19 protein-coding genes are annotated in these 14,663 nt (G+C 63.0%); 9 read left to right on the plus strand and 10 right to left on the minus strand.

What is annotated here, in order from left to right; all coding sequences use genetic code 11:
* Positions 1 to 122 precede the first annotated feature (122 nt).
* From ccrA to BUB53_RS18615, 6 genes are all read left to right on the plus strand, one after another.
* Positions 123 to 1,409, plus strand: a complete 1,287-nt coding sequence (gene ccrA, locus BUB53_RS18595) for a crotonyl-CoA carboxylase/reductase (protein WP_073036949.1) — start codon at positions 123 to 125, stop codon at positions 1,407 to 1,409.
* 239 nt (positions 1,410 to 1,648) lie between these two features.
* Complete coding sequence (locus BUB53_RS22300; protein ID WP_143163276.1) at positions 1,649 to 1,843, plus strand: hypothetical protein; 195 nt, start codon at positions 1,649 to 1,651, stop codon at positions 1,841 to 1,843.
* Complete coding sequence (locus tag BUB53_RS18600) at positions 1,806 to 2,507, plus strand: helix-turn-helix transcriptional regulator (protein WP_143163277.1); 702 nt, start codon at positions 1,806 to 1,808, stop codon at positions 2,505 to 2,507. The genes BUB53_RS22300 and BUB53_RS18600 overlap by 38 nt, the downstream gene beginning before the upstream one ends.
* A gap of 113 nt (positions 2,508 to 2,620) precedes the next feature.
* Positions 2,621 to 3,253: an acyl-homoserine-lactone synthase gene (locus BUB53_RS18605; RefSeq protein ID WP_073036954.1), complete on the plus strand. Its 633-nt coding sequence runs from the start codon at positions 2,621 to 2,623 to the stop codon at positions 3,251 to 3,253.
* Between the two features lie 50 nt (positions 3,254 to 3,303).
* Positions 3,304 to 4,839, plus strand: a complete 1,536-nt coding sequence (locus tag BUB53_RS18610; RefSeq protein WP_073036956.1) for an ATP-dependent DNA helicase — start codon at positions 3,304 to 3,306, stop codon at positions 4,837 to 4,839.
* Complete coding sequence (locus BUB53_RS18615; RefSeq protein WP_073036959.1) at positions 4,836 to 5,570, plus strand: SDR family oxidoreductase; 735 nt, start codon at positions 4,836 to 4,838, stop codon at positions 5,568 to 5,570. The genes BUB53_RS18610 and BUB53_RS18615 overlap by 4 nt, the downstream gene beginning before the upstream one ends.
* Before the next feature lie 27 nt (positions 5,571 to 5,597).
* On the opposite strand, the gene BUB53_RS18620 is transcribed toward BUB53_RS18615, so the two are convergent.
* The 5 genes from BUB53_RS18620 to BUB53_RS18640 all read right to left on the minus strand — a co-directional run bounded on the left by BUB53_RS18620 (position 5,598) and on the right by BUB53_RS18640 (position 8,243).
* Positions 5,598 to 5,867 (minus strand): Txe/YoeB family addiction module toxin, encoded by a 270-nt coding sequence (locus tag BUB53_RS18620; RefSeq protein WP_073036961.1) that lies wholly within the window; start codon positions 5,865 to 5,867, stop codon positions 5,598 to 5,600.
* A complete protein-coding gene (locus BUB53_RS18625) occupies positions 5,864 to 6,115 on the minus strand; it encodes a type II toxin-antitoxin system Phd/YefM family antitoxin (protein WP_073036963.1) in 252 nt (83 codons plus the stop codon). Before BUB53_RS18625 ends, BUB53_RS18620 begins: the two co-directional genes overlap by 4 nt.
* Before the next feature lie 179 nt (positions 6,116 to 6,294).
* Entirely contained in the window at positions 6,295 to 7,101 is an 807-nt protein-coding gene (locus tag BUB53_RS18630; protein WP_073037043.1) for a mechanosensitive ion channel family protein, read from the minus strand.
* 137 nt (positions 7,102 to 7,238) lie between these two features.
* Positions 7,239 to 7,661, minus strand: coding sequence for a large conductance mechanosensitive channel protein MscL (mscL, locus tag BUB53_RS18635; protein ID WP_073036965.1), 423 nt, complete (start codon positions 7,659 to 7,661; stop codon positions 7,239 to 7,241).
* A 132-nt stretch (positions 7,662 to 7,793) separates the two neighbouring features.
* A complete protein-coding gene (locus BUB53_RS18640; RefSeq protein WP_073036967.1) occupies positions 7,794 to 8,243 on the minus strand; it encodes a YtoQ family protein in 450 nt (149 codons plus the stop codon).
* A 156-nt stretch (positions 8,244 to 8,399) separates the two neighbouring features.
* On the opposite strand from BUB53_RS18640, the gene BUB53_RS18645 reads away from it, so the two are divergent.
* Positions 8,400 to 8,855, plus strand: a complete 456-nt coding sequence (locus BUB53_RS18645; RefSeq protein WP_073036969.1) for a hypothetical protein — start codon at positions 8,400 to 8,402, stop codon at positions 8,853 to 8,855.
* Between the two features lie 13 nt (positions 8,856 to 8,868).
* On the opposite strand, the gene pheT is transcribed toward BUB53_RS18645, so the two are convergent.
* Positions 8,869 to 11,268 carry a phenylalanine--tRNA ligase subunit beta gene (gene pheT / locus BUB53_RS18650; RefSeq protein WP_073036972.1) on the minus strand — a complete coding sequence of 800 codons (2,400 nt, stop codon included), beginning with the start codon at positions 11,266 to 11,268 and terminating at the stop codon, positions 8,869 to 8,871.
* 91 nt (positions 11,269 to 11,359) lie between these two features.
* Positions 11,360 to 11,647 (minus strand): hypothetical protein, encoded by a 288-nt coding sequence (locus BUB53_RS18655; protein WP_073036974.1) that lies wholly within the window; start codon positions 11,645 to 11,647, stop codon positions 11,360 to 11,362.
* Between the two features lie 179 nt (positions 11,648 to 11,826).
* Between BUB53_RS18655 and BUB53_RS18660 the strand changes: the two genes are divergently transcribed.
* The gene (locus BUB53_RS18660; protein WP_143163278.1) at positions 11,827 to 12,066 is read left to right on the plus strand and encodes a hypothetical protein; all 240 of its coding nucleotides are present in this window, start codon (positions 11,827 to 11,829) and stop codon (positions 12,064 to 12,066) included.
* 91 nt (positions 12,067 to 12,157) lie between these two features.
* Positions 12,158 to 12,391: a hypothetical protein gene (locus tag BUB53_RS22565; RefSeq protein WP_143163279.1), complete on the plus strand. Its 234-nt coding sequence runs from the start codon at positions 12,158 to 12,160 to the stop codon at positions 12,389 to 12,391.
* Between the two features lie 421 nt (positions 12,392 to 12,812).
* On the opposite strand, the gene BUB53_RS18665 is transcribed toward BUB53_RS22565, so the two are convergent.
* The 3 genes from BUB53_RS18665 to BUB53_RS18675 form a co-directional block, all read right to left on the minus strand.
* On the minus strand, positions 12,813 to 13,802 hold the full coding sequence (locus BUB53_RS18665; protein ID WP_073036979.1) for a M23 family metallopeptidase: 990 nt from the start codon (positions 13,800 to 13,802) through the stop codon (positions 12,813 to 12,815).
* Between the two features lie 172 nt (positions 13,803 to 13,974).
* The gene (locus BUB53_RS18670) at positions 13,975 to 14,289 is read right to left on the minus strand and encodes a DUF1244 domain-containing protein (protein WP_073036981.1); all 315 of its coding nucleotides are present in this window, start codon (positions 14,287 to 14,289) and stop codon (positions 13,975 to 13,977) included.
* A gap of 23 nt (positions 14,290 to 14,312) precedes the next feature.
* On the minus strand, positions 14,313 to 14,654 hold the full coding sequence (locus BUB53_RS18675) for a tautomerase family protein (RefSeq protein WP_073036984.1): 342 nt from the start codon (positions 14,652 to 14,654) through the stop codon (positions 14,313 to 14,315).
* Positions 14,655 to 14,663: the final 9 nt, after the last annotated feature.

The raw sequence follows: 14,663 nt of genomic DNA on the forward strand, positions 1-14,663 counted from the left end.
CGAGGTCATAAAATTACAAAAACAGCCCTCTTGGCATTGCATTGTTTCGCGTTGGATTATATTCCCAAGGGCAGGGCCGCGATTCTGCGTTGCGGCAAGTGACATCATTTAGGAGGCTGAAAATGGCTCTGGACACCGATACCGGGATCGCACCCTACGACGCGCCCGAGAAGGACCTTTACGAGGTCGGCGAAATGCCCCCGCTGGGCCATGTGCCCAAGCAGATGTACGCTTGGGCCATTCGGCGCGAACGCCATGGACCCCCCGACAAATCCTTTCAGGTCGAGGTGGTGGACACCCCCGTTCTGGACAGCCACGAGGTGCTGGTCCTGGTGATGGCGGCGGGCGTCAATTACAACGGTATCTGGGCCGGTCTGGGCGAACCGATCAGCCCCTTCGACGGCCACGGGGCCGAGTACCATATCGCCGGGTCGGATGCCTCGGGTATCGTCTGGGCCGTGGGCGACAAGGTGAAGACCTGGAAAGTGGGTGACGAGGTCGTGGTTCATTGTAACCAGGACGATGGCGACGACGAGGAATGCAACGGCGGCGATCCGATGTATTCGCCGAGCCAGCGCATCTGGGGTTATGAAACCCCGGACGGGTCGTTTGCGCAGTTCACCCGCGTGCAGGCGCAGCAGCTTCTGCCGCGTCCCAAACACCTGACATGGGAGGAGTCGGCCTGTTACACGCTGACGCTGGCCACCGCGTACCGGATGCTGTTCGGTCATCACCCGCATGAGCTGAAGCCCGGTCAGAACGTGCTGGTCTGGGGCGCATCGGGCGGTCTGGGCTCGTTCGCGATCCAGTTGATCAACGCGGCGGGCGGCAACGCGATCGGCGTGATCTCGGAAGAGGACAAGCGCCAGTTCGTGATGGACCTTGGCGCCAAGGGCGTCATCAACCGCAAGGATTTCAATTGCTGGGGGCAACTGCCCAAGGTCAACACGCCGGAATATGCCGCATGGTTCAAGGAAGTGCGCAAGTTCGGCAAGGCGATCTGGGACATCACCGGCAAGGGCAACAACGTGGATATCGTGTTCGAACATCCCGGCGAGGCGACCTTTCCGGTGTCCAGTTTCGTGTGCAAGAAGGGCGGGATGGTCGTGATCTGTGCGGGCACCACCGGCTTCAACTGCACCTTTGACGTGCGGTATGTCTGGATGCACCAGAAGCGTTTGCAGGGCTCGCATTTCGCGCATCTGAAACAGGCCGCCGCCGCCAACCGCTTGATGGTGGAGCGCCGGATCGACCCGTGCATGTCCGAGGTGTTCCCGTGGGATCAGATCCCGGACGCGCATGTGAAGATGTACAAGAACCAGCACAAACCGGGCAACATGGCCGTTCTGGTGCAGTCGCCCAGGACGGGGCTGCGCACCGTCGAGGACGTGCTGGAAGCCGGAAAGTAACCTGTCCGCCCTCGTGGCGGTAGATTCAACGCCCGCGAATCGGATGGCCCGGTCGCGGGCGTTTTGCCGTTTCCGGGCCGGTGTAACGGAATCAGGGGCTTGGCCGGACCTGCCCCCGCTATTTCTGGGGAGTGGAAATGCGTGAATTCCTGAAAAATCAGGCTCGTGCTAAAGTTGTATTAACCCTCCATTAACACGTTCTGCGGAGTCTGGCGATGCAAAATGAATGGATACTCGACGTGCTGTCCGATCTGAAAGGATTCGCCGATCAGAACGGCATGTCCGCGCTGGCCGACAAGCTTGCCGATACGCGGCTGGTGGCCACGCTGGATCTGGCGCGCCAAGGGAAAGGAACACCGGCGGATGACCGCAGCCCTGCCTTTGCGGCCGGACAAAATGGACAGGATGTTGCGTGCATTGGAAGGCGCGTCTGAACTTTCCGATCTGCAACAGGTCATCGAGACCTTTCGCGATCATTTCCGTGTCGATCACATGGTCTATCACTGGGTCAGCGGCGGGGGCGATCAGTATGGCTGTGGCACCTATGCGCAGGATTGGGTGCAACTGTATCTGGAACGGGATTTCCTGCGCATAGATCCGGTCATTCAGGGTTGTTACCAGCACTTTCACCCGGTGGACTGGAAGCGGCTGGACTGGTCGGGCCGGGCCGCGCGGGAGTTTCAGCGCGAGGCCATCGCGCATGGTGTGGGCAATCAGGGTTATTCGGTGCCGTTGCGCGGCCCCAACGGCCAGTTCGCCCTGTTCACCGTCAGCCATAATTGCGACGACGAAACCTGGGCCCGTTTTACCGAAACCCATCGCCGCGACCTGATCCTGATCGCGCATTATTTCAACCAAAAGGCGCTCGAGCTGGAGCCCGACCGCAAGCCCGAACCGGCGCAGCCGCTGTCACCGCGCGAGGTGGATGCCATGACCCTGCTGGCCATGGGCTATAGCCGGGCGCAGGTGGCGCAGACCCTGTCGATTTCCGAGCATACCTTGCGCGTCTACGTGGAATCCGCGCGTTTCAAACTGGGCGCGATGAACACGGTTCATGCGGTGGCGCGCGCGCTCAGCCGGGGGCTGATCGTGATCTGACGCCCCCGGACGGGTGGCATTCGACTAAAATCCCGTAAAAACAGCGCCCGCCCCGTCAGGGGCCGGTTAACCATGCCTGCCTGACCTTTCCGTCCTCAAACGGAGGGTTCAGAATGCTGCGCTATATCCATGGAACCGATTTGCACCGCTTTGCGCGCCTGCGTGACGGGATGTTTCGCGACCGGGCCGATCAGTTCAAGACCCGGCTGGGCTGGGAGGTGACGGTGGATGCCGACGGGTTCGAGCGGGACGAATACGATGCGCTCGATCCGCTCTATGTCATCTGGGAGGGGCCGGATGGGCGGCATCAGGGCTCGATGCGGTTTTTGCCGACCACGGGGAGGGTGATGGTCAACGATCATTTCGGCCATCTGCTGAACGGGCAGGCGGTGTGCAGCCCCGACATCTGGGAATGCACCCGGTTCTGCCTGTCGCGCGGGGCGCCGTCGCGGGTGGCGGCGGGCCTGATGCTGGGCGGGGGCGAGATCATGCGCCATTTCGGGATCAGGCATTTCGCGGGCGTGTTCGATGCGCGGATGGTGCGGATCTACCGCCATATCGGATCGTCCCCCGAGGTCTTGGGCAGCCAGGGCACGGGGCGCGACCGGATCAGCGTGGGCCTCTGGGCGTTTTCCGATGCGGCGCGGATGCGCGTGGCGCAGCGCGCGGGCATCTCGCCGGCGCTGTCGGACCTGTGGTTCCGCCGCAGTCTGGGCGATGCGATACCGATGCCTTTGAGCGCCTGACCGGGCGTTCTGCTCTGGTGCATGGCGGGGCGCTTGGATAGGGTCACGCCATGCAACAGAGCGCGCTCACATTTTCCCACGATCAGGCCGAGGCCCATGACCGCATCGCCGAGATGCTGCGCGCGGCGGGCGTCGATCTGGATGAGGGCGTGGTGCTGCCCGCGCGCGAGGGCGCATCGAAGGTCATGGCGGTGACCGGCAAGGCCGGATCGGGCAAGACGCTGCTGCTGGCGGCGCTGACCCGCGCGATGGAGGAGGCGGGCGTCGATATCGTGTCGGGCGACTGGGAGGGGCGCAAGCGGCGCGACCGGCGCACGCTGGCCATTCTGGCCCCCACGAACAAGGCCGCCAGCGTGTTGCGGATGCGCGGCGTGCCCGCCACCACCATTCACCGTATCCTATATACGCCGGTCTATGACCCGGAATACGAAAAGATCGCCGAATGGCTGGCCGGAAACGGCGAGCGCCCCGAGATCGAGGGCCTGACCGACGAGGCGCTGGACCGTGCGCTGGCCTTTTACCAGTCCAACAAATCGGTGCCGGGGGCGCTGGCCGCCGCCGGGCTGCGCGGCAGCGATTTCATCACCGGCTGGAAGCGGCGCGAGGAGCCGCTGGATATCGGGCTGGTGGACGAGGCCTCGATGCTGGACGACCGGCAGTTCGAGGATTTGCAGGAGATTTTCCCCAACCTGTTGCTGTTCGGCGATCCGGCGCAGCTTGCGCCGGTGAACCAGTCGGGCTCGATGGTGTTCGACAAGCTGCCCGACAATGCGCGGCTGGAATTGCACCGCATTCACCGGCAGGATGCCGATAACCCGATCCTCGATCTGGCGCATGCGCTGGCCGATCCGGCGCTGGGCTTCGAGGATTTCGAGCGCATGGTGCAACAGGCCGCGCAGCGCGACGAGCGTGTGCAATGGGCGCAGCGGGTCGAGGTGGACCTGATGGCGCGCTCGCCCGTGCTGGTCTGGCGCAACGCCACGCGCATCCGCCTGATCAACGCCTTTCGCGCCGTGCATGGCGCGCCCGAGGATGCGTTGCTGGAGGGTGAGCCGCTGATCTGCGACGGGATCGAACTGCCGCTCAAGCATCGCAAGAAACGGCTGGACCTCGAAGCGCGCGGCCTGATCAAGGGCGCGCAGGTGATCTATCTGGGGCCGGGTAACAAACCCGGCTTTTCCCGCCTGCATGTGATCGGCGCCGAAGACCCGCGCGTCAGTGCCGCGAGCATCGTGAAGATCGAGAAACCCGACGAGGAAGAGCCGTTCATCCCCTTCGCCGCCCGCATGGGCGCGACGTTCCTGCATGGGGCGGCGGTGACGATCCACAAGGCGCAGGGCTCGCAATGGCGCGACGTTCAGGTGTTTGCCCCCGATCTTTATGCCGCCGCCCGGATGGGCCGGAGCGAGGCGGGCCAGCCCCTGTGGAAGCGGCTGGCCTATGTCGCGATCACCCGCGCCGAGGAACGCCTGCACTGGGTGGTGCGCAACCGGCTGGCCAAACCCACCGGGCCGCTCAGGGTGGACGATCTGCGCGCCGCGCCGGTGCCGCTGGAACTAGAAGTGCAAGAGGAGGCCGGGGTATGAAATCCATCCTGATCACCGGGGCAAGCTCGGGCATCGGGCGGGCGACCGCGCTGGAATTTCTGAATGCCGGGTGGCGCGTGGGGCTGGTTGCGCGCCGTACCGGGCGGCTGGAGGAAATGGCGGGCGATTACGCCAATGCCGAGGCCCTGCCCGCCGACGTGACCGACCCGGCCGCGATGGAACGGGTCTTTGAGCGCTTTGTCGGCATGGCGGGGCGGCTGGACGTGTTGTTCAACAATGCGGGCATGTTCGGCCCCGCCGGCCCGATCGACGAAATCCCGGTCGAGGCGTTCGACGAGGTGATTGGCGTCAATATCCGAGGCATGTTCATCGCCGCGCGGCTGGCCTTTGCGCAGATGCGCCGCCAGCAGCCGCAGGGCGGGCGGATCATCAATAACGGGTCGCTCTCGGCGCATAACCCGCGCCCCGGCTCGGTGTGCTATACCAGCTCGAAACACGCGATCACCGGCCTGACGCGCAGCCTGTCTCTGGACGGGCGGGACTTCGGCATCGCCTGCGGGCAGATCGACATCGGCAATGCCCGCACCGAACTGGTGGACGATCTGAACCGCCGCGCGCTGGAACAGAACCCCGAGGCCGAACTGATGCCGATGATGGATGTGGGCGACGCGGCGCGCTCGGTCCTGCATATGGCGCAGATGCCGCCCGAGGCCAATGTGCAGTTCATGACGGTGATGGCCACCACGATGCCTTATATCGGGCGCGGTTGACCGGCGAAAAAGGCCCGATCCCGAGGTTTAGTAGTGGTATCGCAACTGGGCGATCTCAAGGCTTTGGGACTCCCCTTTGCCGCTGACGCGATAAACGAAACGGTGTTCATCGGTAATGCGCCGCGACCACCAGCCGCTAAGATCGCCCTTGAGCGGTTCGGGTTTTCCGATCCCCTTGAACGGCATCCTCCGGGCGGCCCTGATCAGGTCATTGACCCGTTCCAGCCCCTTTTCCTTGCCTGCGGATTGCCACCAGAGATAATCCTCCCAGGCGTGATCGGAAAAGACCAGTTTCAAAGTTCGGGATCGCGTTCGGTGCCGTGTCCGGCGTCCAGCTGAGAGATCGAGGATTTCAGGCGCCGCGCATTCTCGGGGCTTTTCTGGAGATGCAGGGTTTCCTGGATAGCGTTGTATTCGTCGAGCGATATCATCACCACCGCCTCGCGGTTCTTGCGTGTAACGACGACTTCGACATGATCGTGAATCACGCGGTCCATCACGTCCTTCAGCGAAGCACGCGCATCGGTATAGGTCATGACATCCATGAGAGCCTCCTGAGCTTTCTTTCTATATGCACAGAATTCTGTACATATCAAGTGGCGTGCCATGTCATTTCCGCGCAGATTTGGCGCGTTCGGGCCAGTGAGATTGGAAACCTGGTATCAGGAGAATGACCGCGCCAGATGCCATGGCGCGGTCATCGAAACCGTTTGCCGCAGGCGGCTTAGCCCGCCTTCTGGATTTCCACCGAATGGGGGTAGGGGATCGAGACGCCGTTCTTGTCGAAGGCCTCTTTCACGGCCTTGGTCATCTCGAACTTGATGTCCCAGTAATCCGCCGCGTCGCACCACAGGCGCGCGGTCAGGTCGACGCTGCTGTCGCCCAGGCTGGTCACCCGCACCCAGGGTTCGGGATCGTCATGCACACGGGCATCGGCGCGGGCCAGGTCGAGGATGATCCCCATCGCCTTGTCCACGTCATCGCCGTAGTCGATGCCGAACGCCAGGTCCACGCGGCGCGTGTCGTGATGCGAGAAGTTGGTGATGATCGACCCCCAGGCCTGACCGTTGGGCACGATGATCTGCACGTTGTCGGGGGTGGCCAGTTCGGTGATGAACAGGTTGATATCCTTTACCGTTCCGGCGGTGCCCGCGACCTCGACATACTGGCCCAGCTTGTAGGGGCGGAACAGGATCAGCATGAAGCCCGCGGCCAGATCGCTGAGCGTACCTTGCAGCGCCATGCCGATGGCCAGCGTGGCGGCGCCCAGCACGGCCACCAGCGAGGTCGCCTCGATCCCGAACAGGCCCAGAATGGCGATCAGGACGACCAGCAGGATCACCCATTTGATGATCGAGGCCACGAAATTGCCCAGCGTGTCGTCGATCCGGGGGTTGGCATTCACCTTGCGGCGGATCGCGCCGCTGACGATACCGGCGACCATCCAGCCGACGATCAGAACGACAAGCGCCTTGACGGCGTTGATGATCAGCGGCGCATAGCTGCCCGCCTGTTCCAGCAGAGTTTCCATATCGAACATACCCTTCGATTGCGGTTTGCGTCTCTGTGACCTGTCTCACAGCACAAGGGGCGCGTGCAAGCATCGTGGCCCCGGACGGGAAGAGGGCCCGCGCAGGCGCAGGCCCCCGTGGCGATCCGAGGATCGGGTTACTTCTTCAGCGCGTCGCGGATTTCCATCAGCAGGTCCAGCTCGGTCGGGCCTGCGGGCTCCTCGGCGGCTTCCTCTTCTTTCTTTTCGGTGGCTTCCCTGGCGCGGTTGACGGCCTTGACCAGCAGGAACACCACGAAGGCGATGATCAGGAAGTTCAGGACCGCCATGATGAACCGGCCCCATGCAAAGACGGCCGCGCCGGCCTCTTCCGCGTCGGCGATCGAGGCGTAATCGCCATCGCCCAGCAGGACATATTGACCGGCGAAATCGACGCCGCCCATGAACAGGCTGATGATCGGATTGATCAGGTCGCCCACCAGCGATGTGACGATGGCGGTAAAGGCCGCCCCGATGATGATGCCCACGGCCATGTCCATGACATTGCCCTTGGAGATGAAGTCCTTGAATTCCTGAATCATTTTATGTGTCCCTCGTCCCGGTTCTGCGTGCAGCCGTGGGGGGTGTCCGGCCCGCACGTAAATATTGTGCCGCTTTTCCACAGAAAAGCGAGACTTATGATGGGAAAGGGACGCGGAATTTCCCCGCAGGTCTCAGCCGGGCAGGCCGCCGTTCAGCACATAGCGCAGGATCTGCACCACCTGGTCGGGTTCGCGCGCCATGGCCAGCGCGGCGGCGTTCACCTCTTTCAGGGCGTGGTCGTGCTCGGGCGGTTGCAGGACGATCAGCGACTTGCCGAGCGCGCTGGCATAGCCCGCGTCGAAGGCGGCGTTCCATTGCTTGTACTTGTCGCCGAACCGCACCACCACCACGTCGGCCTCGGCGATGCCCTTGCGGGTGCGGATGGCATTGACCATCGCGCCCTTGTGATCGTGCCAGTACTTGTCGTCCTCGGCCCCCAGGATCGCCACGCCGCAATCGTCGCTGGCGGCGTGATCGGTGACCGGGCCGCTGAACCTCACGTCCAGCCCCTTGGCGCCGTCGATGATGCGTTCGCGCCAGTCGGTATGAATCTCGCCGGAAAGATAGACGTTGAGTGTCATGGAACCTCCTGATCTGCTGATTTGCGTTTGCCCGATACATAGCCCGCAATCGGCGCGGCGTCATCCGTCCTGCGCGGCTTTCGGGTTTTGCAGGGCGTCGCGGGGGTGGTATCGTGTGGTGACCGCGCCACGGTCATTGCCTGAAGGAGCTTGAAAATGGGTGTTCGCCATATCGTCCCCGTCTGTGCCGCCGCCGCTCTGGCCGCTGTTCCGGCCCTGGCCGCCGATCCGGTCACGGTGATCCTGGACACGGCCCGAGAGGTTTGCACCAGTTACGAGAACGGCCAGTTCGATGCGGGCGATGCCGTCATCGAGATCGACCTGACGGGCGACGGTGTGCCGGATCGCGTGGTGGACGAAAGCAGGTTCGGTTGCAGTTCCGCCGCCTCGATGTATTGCGGCAGCGGCGGGTGCATGCTGCATGCCGTCGTGGGCGAGGACAGCTGGCGCTTTCAGGCCGAAGGCTGGCGCGTCATCGACTGGGACGCGCAGCCGATCCTTCTGATCGCGCGCGATGGCGGATGGTGCGGCGGTATCGGCGCGCAACTTTGCTTCGAGGCCGTCACATGGAGCGACGGCGACATGCTCAGCGTCATGCCGCCGCCGCAGTAACCGGTAACGCGGATCACCCGCGCAGCGTGCCGCCCGTGGCCTTTTCCACCTTTTCGACGATCTTCTTGCTGACGGCCTCGATATCGGCCTCTTTCAGCGTCGTTTCGGTGGGTTGCAGGCGCACGGTGAGGGCCAGCGATTTCTTGCCCTCGCCGAGGCTGCCGCCGATGAATTCGTCGAATACGCGCACATCCTCGATCAGCGCCTTGTCGGCCCCGGCGGCGGCGTTGACCAGCGTCAGCGCCTCGATGCCGTCATCCACGACAAAGGCGAAATCGCGCTCCACCGCCTGCAAATCGCGCAGCTCCAGCGCGCCGCGCCCGGTGGTCTTCTTGCGCGGCATCGGGATATCGGCCGGGAACAGGGTAAAGGCCACGGCGGGGCCTTTCACGTCCATCTGGTCCAGCACGCGGGGGTGCAACTCGCCGAAGATGCCCAGCACCTTTTTGGGGCCAAGGCAGATGCGCCCGTGGCGGCCGGGATGGAACCATGCCGGACCGTCGCGCAGGATCTGCACCTTTTCGGGGGCGCCAAGCGCGTTCAGCACCGCCTCGGCATCGGCCTTGGCGTCGAACAGGTCCACCGGGCGCGATGCGCCATGCACGTCCTTGGGGCCGGTGCGGCCCACCAGAAGGCCGCTGACCTGCACATGCTGCTCTTCGGGCTCGCCGCCGTGGAAGGCATGGCCCACCTCGAACAGCGCAAGGTTCATCTGCCCGCGCGCCTGATTGCGCGCGGCGGCCTGCAACAGGCCCGGCAACAGATCGGGGCGCATATGGCTCATCTCGGAACTGATCGGGTTGGCCAGCATGGTCGCATCGCCGCCGCCGCCGAACAAATTGGCGCTGGCGCTGTCGATGAAGCTGTAGGTCACGCATTCGTTGTAGCCCAGTGCGGCACTGGTGCGGCGGGCGATCTGCTCGCGCTTCTGCATTGGCGACAGGATCGGCTTGGGGACGCCCACCTGCGCGCGCGGCAGCGGCTTGCCCTGCAACTTGGTCAGCGAGGCGACACGCGCCACCTCTTCCACCAGGTCGGCCTCGCCCATCACGTCGGGGCGCCAGCTTGGCACATGGGCCATGTCGCCCTCCAGCGTGAAGCCGAGCGCGGTCAGCGTCCGGCGCTGTTCGGCCTCGGGGATGTCCATGCCCACCAGAGACTGCACGCGCGCCGGGTCCAGACGATAGGCGCGGCTGACATCGGGCACCTCGCCCGCGACGACCACCGAGGACGGCTCGCCGCCGCACAGGTCGAGGATCATCTGCGTGGCCAGGTCGATGGCCTCCATGTTGAAGGCCGGGTCGATGCCGCGCTCGTTGCGATAGCGCGCGTCGGAATTGATCTTCAGGCCACGGCCCGTGGCGGCGATCTGAACGTGATCCCAGACCGCGGCTTCGAGGAACACGTTCACCGTCTCGCCGGTGCAGCCCGTGGCCAGCCCGCCCATGATGCCGCCGATGCTCTCGATCCCCTGATCGTCGGAGATCACCACCATGCCGGGGGCGAAGGTATAGTCTTTCTCGTCCAGCCCGGTCAGGGTTTCGCCGCCCTGCGTGCGATGCACGCGCAGATCGCCCTGCACCTTGTCGGCATCGAAAACGTGCAGCGGGCGGTTGCGGTCATAGGTGAAGAAATTGGTGATATCCACCAGCGCCGAGATCGGCCGCAGCCCGATGGCGCGCAGCCGGTCCTGCAACCATTGCGGCGAGGGGCCGTTCCTGACCCCCCGGATCACGCGCCCGGCGAACACCTCGCAGCCCGCATCGCGGGTGTCTTCGTCAATCGTCACGTTGATCGGGCAGGGGAATTGCCCCTCGATCTGTGCCTGTGCTGCGGGCTTCATCACGCCCAGCCCCCGCGCCGCCAGATCGAGCGCAATACCGCGCACGCCCAGGGCATCGGGGCGGTTGGGGGTGATGGCGATCTCGATCACCGGGTCCACCTTGGCCGGGTCGTGGTCCGCCAGCCAGTCGGTGAATTTCTGCCCCACCTCGCCCGAGGGCAGTTCGATGATGCCGTCATGTTCCTCCGACAGTTCCATCTCGCGCTCGGAACACATCATGCCGTGGCTTTCGATGCCCCGGATCTTGCCCACGCCGATGGTGGTGTCGATGCCGGGGACGTAGACGCCGGGGCTGGCGATCACCACGGTGATCCCCTCGCGGGCATTGGGGGCGCCGCAAATGATCTGCGTCTCGCCCTGCGCGGTCTCGACCTGACAGACCTTCAGCTTGTCGGCATCGGGATGCTTTTCGGCCTTCACCACCTTGCCGATGGTAAACTCCGACAGGCGTTCGGCGGGGTTCGAGATCTCCTCGACCTCCAGCCCCAGATCGGTCAGCGCCTCGGCGATTTCGGCCACGCTGGCCTCGGTCTCGAGATGGTCTTTCAGCCATGACAGGGTGAATTTCATCGGGTGTCATCCAAGCAAGAACTACGGTTGATCCCGCGTTTAGCCCATCTGCGGGACAGGGAAAACCCCGCAGCGGCCACCGGGTGCGCGCTCAGTCCTCGTCGCGGATGATGTCGGGCACGCCCAGCCGTTCGATCAGGCGGTTGGTTTCGCGTTCGACCAGCGCGATATTGCTGTCGCGCACCGTGGGCAGCAGCGCACGCGCGCGCCGGACCTCGCCATACGCCACCTCGGCGGCGATCAGTTCGGGGTCCTGCCCGGCAATGGCCAGCGGATGTCCGAACGGGTCCAGAAATTCAGGTCCAGTTCCGGGCCGACCCGGTTCACCCTCACCGAGGGCGCGCCATACATCATCGAATAGAAATGCATCACCCCGCACAGTCCTGCATGGCTCACCACTTCTTATAATGTGACGACTCGTGATGTTTGACCATTCGGGTCATGTTTTTGGTCATTCTGGCCACCAAGTTTGATCACTCGTCAGGTTGAACGCGGTTGCACATGGTCAGGGGGTCGGCGACTCGCGCGGGGATGGTCCGCACTGCAATCGGGTATCCCATGAGACTTATTGCCTTTCGATGGCTTGACAAAAATGAGTTCAGAATCTCGCTGGAGGCGACAAGTGGCGAGGGAGTTAGCTGGTTTTCCAATGCGTTGGAGTATGCGGTACTTGCGGATTACGTTGATTGGGACGAACAAGAAGCCGACGATGTTCAGGGAACAATCGACAGCACGCCAGAAGCCACGATCTGGTACTTTAGCGACGACAACTCACCTCAGAGCTTGGCGATCACATAAAGGCGGCTTTAGAAAACTCCGAGCGAATGCTGACAGCTGTTGAACGGTTGGAACGCGGTGCAACAAATCCTGATGCGCATTCGACGTCGACATGACTGATGAATTTTATTTCGTCGGCGATACAGGTGTCCATTACACTACAGAAATAGAGAATGGAGTGGCAACAACCACATTCACTGGTTTCGTAACAACCGAAAACGGCCAAATAACGGGCGCCGACAATTTTTCCGATCCTTTTGACATGGGAGTCGATGTGGCAGTTCCGTATGATTTCATCCCTCATACTTGGACACATACCTACGAGGCGCCCGATGCGTGGTTTTAAGTCGACCAAGGCGATCGCAGCATGAATTACGAGCTTTTGATCGCCCGGAATATGCCCTGGATATTCTATCTGATCCTCCGGGTGTCAGTGGTGTTCATTTCCGTCCGGAACGTCCGGCGCAACGGAAAGAGCCTGTTCTTCGGAGTCGTTTCACAAATATGCCTCTTGGCGGGTCAGCGTCTACGATGAAAACGGCGATCAGTTTTTTGCCAATACTGGCCGCCTCGATGACCGGCTTTACAGTCATCTGATGGATGTCGTGGTAAACGACTCCGGACAGGCGTTGCAGCCGCTTGGTGCGATTATCGTTTCGGCTGGTCTTGTCATCCTGGCCTGGAGGTTGACGTTTGCCGTGACGCGATACCGGGTCGGGGCGGACAAAAAATAAGCCCCGGCGCAGGCGGCTTTGCGGACGAATCCGTCATTCGGCGGCTTGGATGGTTTCTCCCTTTTGGGGCTCTCCCCGGCCGATTAGCGTGCCATTTGCCTGATAGTTCGTGAACTGCGCCGGCAGACCTTCGCCCTGCTCAAGCCTCGGGCTTGTCTGCATATGGAAATGCAGATGCGGCTCGGATGAGTTGCCGCTGTTCCCGCACAGGCCGATTTCCTGTCCCGCCGTGACGGTATCCCCCTTCGCGACGCGAACGCTGTTCTGTTGCAAGTGGGCCAGAAAGCCGAATTCATCGTTTCCGAAATCAACAACGACATGGTTCCCGGCTGGATTCGCCGGATCAGACTCGCCGATGGCCTTATCCGGCAAGCCATCGACAGCACGCACCACGACGCCTTCCGCAGGAGCCAGGATCGGGCGTCCCCAGCAATGATAACTTTCCAGCTGCGACGTGTCACCCGAATGGCTCTGGCCGTCCCGCATAACCACGAGGTCCAAGGCAAATCGCTGCCCTGCATCCGCGGCATGGTAATTTTTCTCGATATCGCGCCCGCCCCAGTAGACGAACCAGTCACCATCCACGGGCAAACGCAATGTCGCCTTGGTTTCGTAGTCCAGAAACTGGCTGGGCGCTGCGACCGGCTGGGGTCTTATCAAGAAGCCCGCGATCCGCTCCGCGCTATCGAAGGAGATGACGAGCTCCAGCGGCGCCGGGGCCTGCGTCCAGAGCGAGACACGCGTGTAGACATCGTGGCCCGCCTGTGCGTCCACGCGCTCGGACAGGATGGCATCTTCCGTGCCGAAATCTGCCAGAAGGTCATCGTGCAACGCCGCCAGATTTCCGGTGGAACCGAATGCCTGCTGCATCTCCGGCGTAGACGCCGACCAGATGGCATCGAAATCCCCTTGCAGGAAACGCTCCGCAATCCGTTGCCCTACCGAAAACGGGTCTGCCTGTGCTGCAACCGACAAGCCAGCCAGAGCCAAGACCGTTGCGATCACGAGGGGGCGCTGCGTCATATTTCTGCCTATGCCTCCGTTTCTGCCTGCACCTTCTGCCAGATTCAGACCGTCCGCAATACGCCCCGCGCCGACCTTCAGATTTTCACGAAGCGGCGCACCCGCGTGGCGGGTGCAGGCACGGTGATTGCCCTCTGGTGGCGGGCAGACCGGGCCGGGGCGCAGGGGCGGTCTATCCCTTGTCGCCCACGTTTTCGGCGAAGGCCTGTTTGAAATCGGCCTGTTTTTCGGCGCTGGCTTCGGTCTGGTATTTCGCCTTCCAGTCGTCATAGGGCATGCCGTAGAAGATTTCGCGCGCCTCGTCCTTGGTCATGTCGATGCCGCGGTCGTTGGCGGCCTCCTGATACCAGCGCGACAGGCAGTTGCGGCAGAACCCGCCAAGATTCATCAGGTCGATATTCTGCACGTCGGTGCGTTTTTCCATCAGGTGTTCGCGCAGGGCGCGAAAGGCGGCGGCTTCGAGTTCGGTCCGGGTCTGGTCGTCCATGGGGTCCTCCGTTCGGGTGCTGGTTACAAGGTGCGCTTGAGATAGGGCGGGTTCAAGTCCTGCACCCGCACCGAGAGGCTGCCGATATCGGGAAGGTGCGCATCCAGCACGTCCAGCACCTGCCGGGCCATTTCGGTTTGCGTGGCCTCGTCGCGCCCCGGCAGAAGGTAGAGCGCGGCATGGGCGAAGGTTTGCGGCGCAACGCCCACACGCGCGGCGGTGGCGGCAAAGCAGCGGGCGCGCACGGCTTGCGGCCCCGACACGGAGGGATGCGCGGCGACGGTCTCAAAAAGCGCGTCGCAGAGGGCTTGCAGGTCGTGGCTGTGTTCCAGCCCGGCGGAATGTTCGATGACGATATGGGGCATGGGGGCTCC

The organism is Roseovarius pacificus (genome assembly GCF_900142665.1).
GTDB lineage: Bacteria > Pseudomonadota > Alphaproteobacteria > Rhodobacterales > Rhodobacteraceae > Roseovarius > Roseovarius pacificus.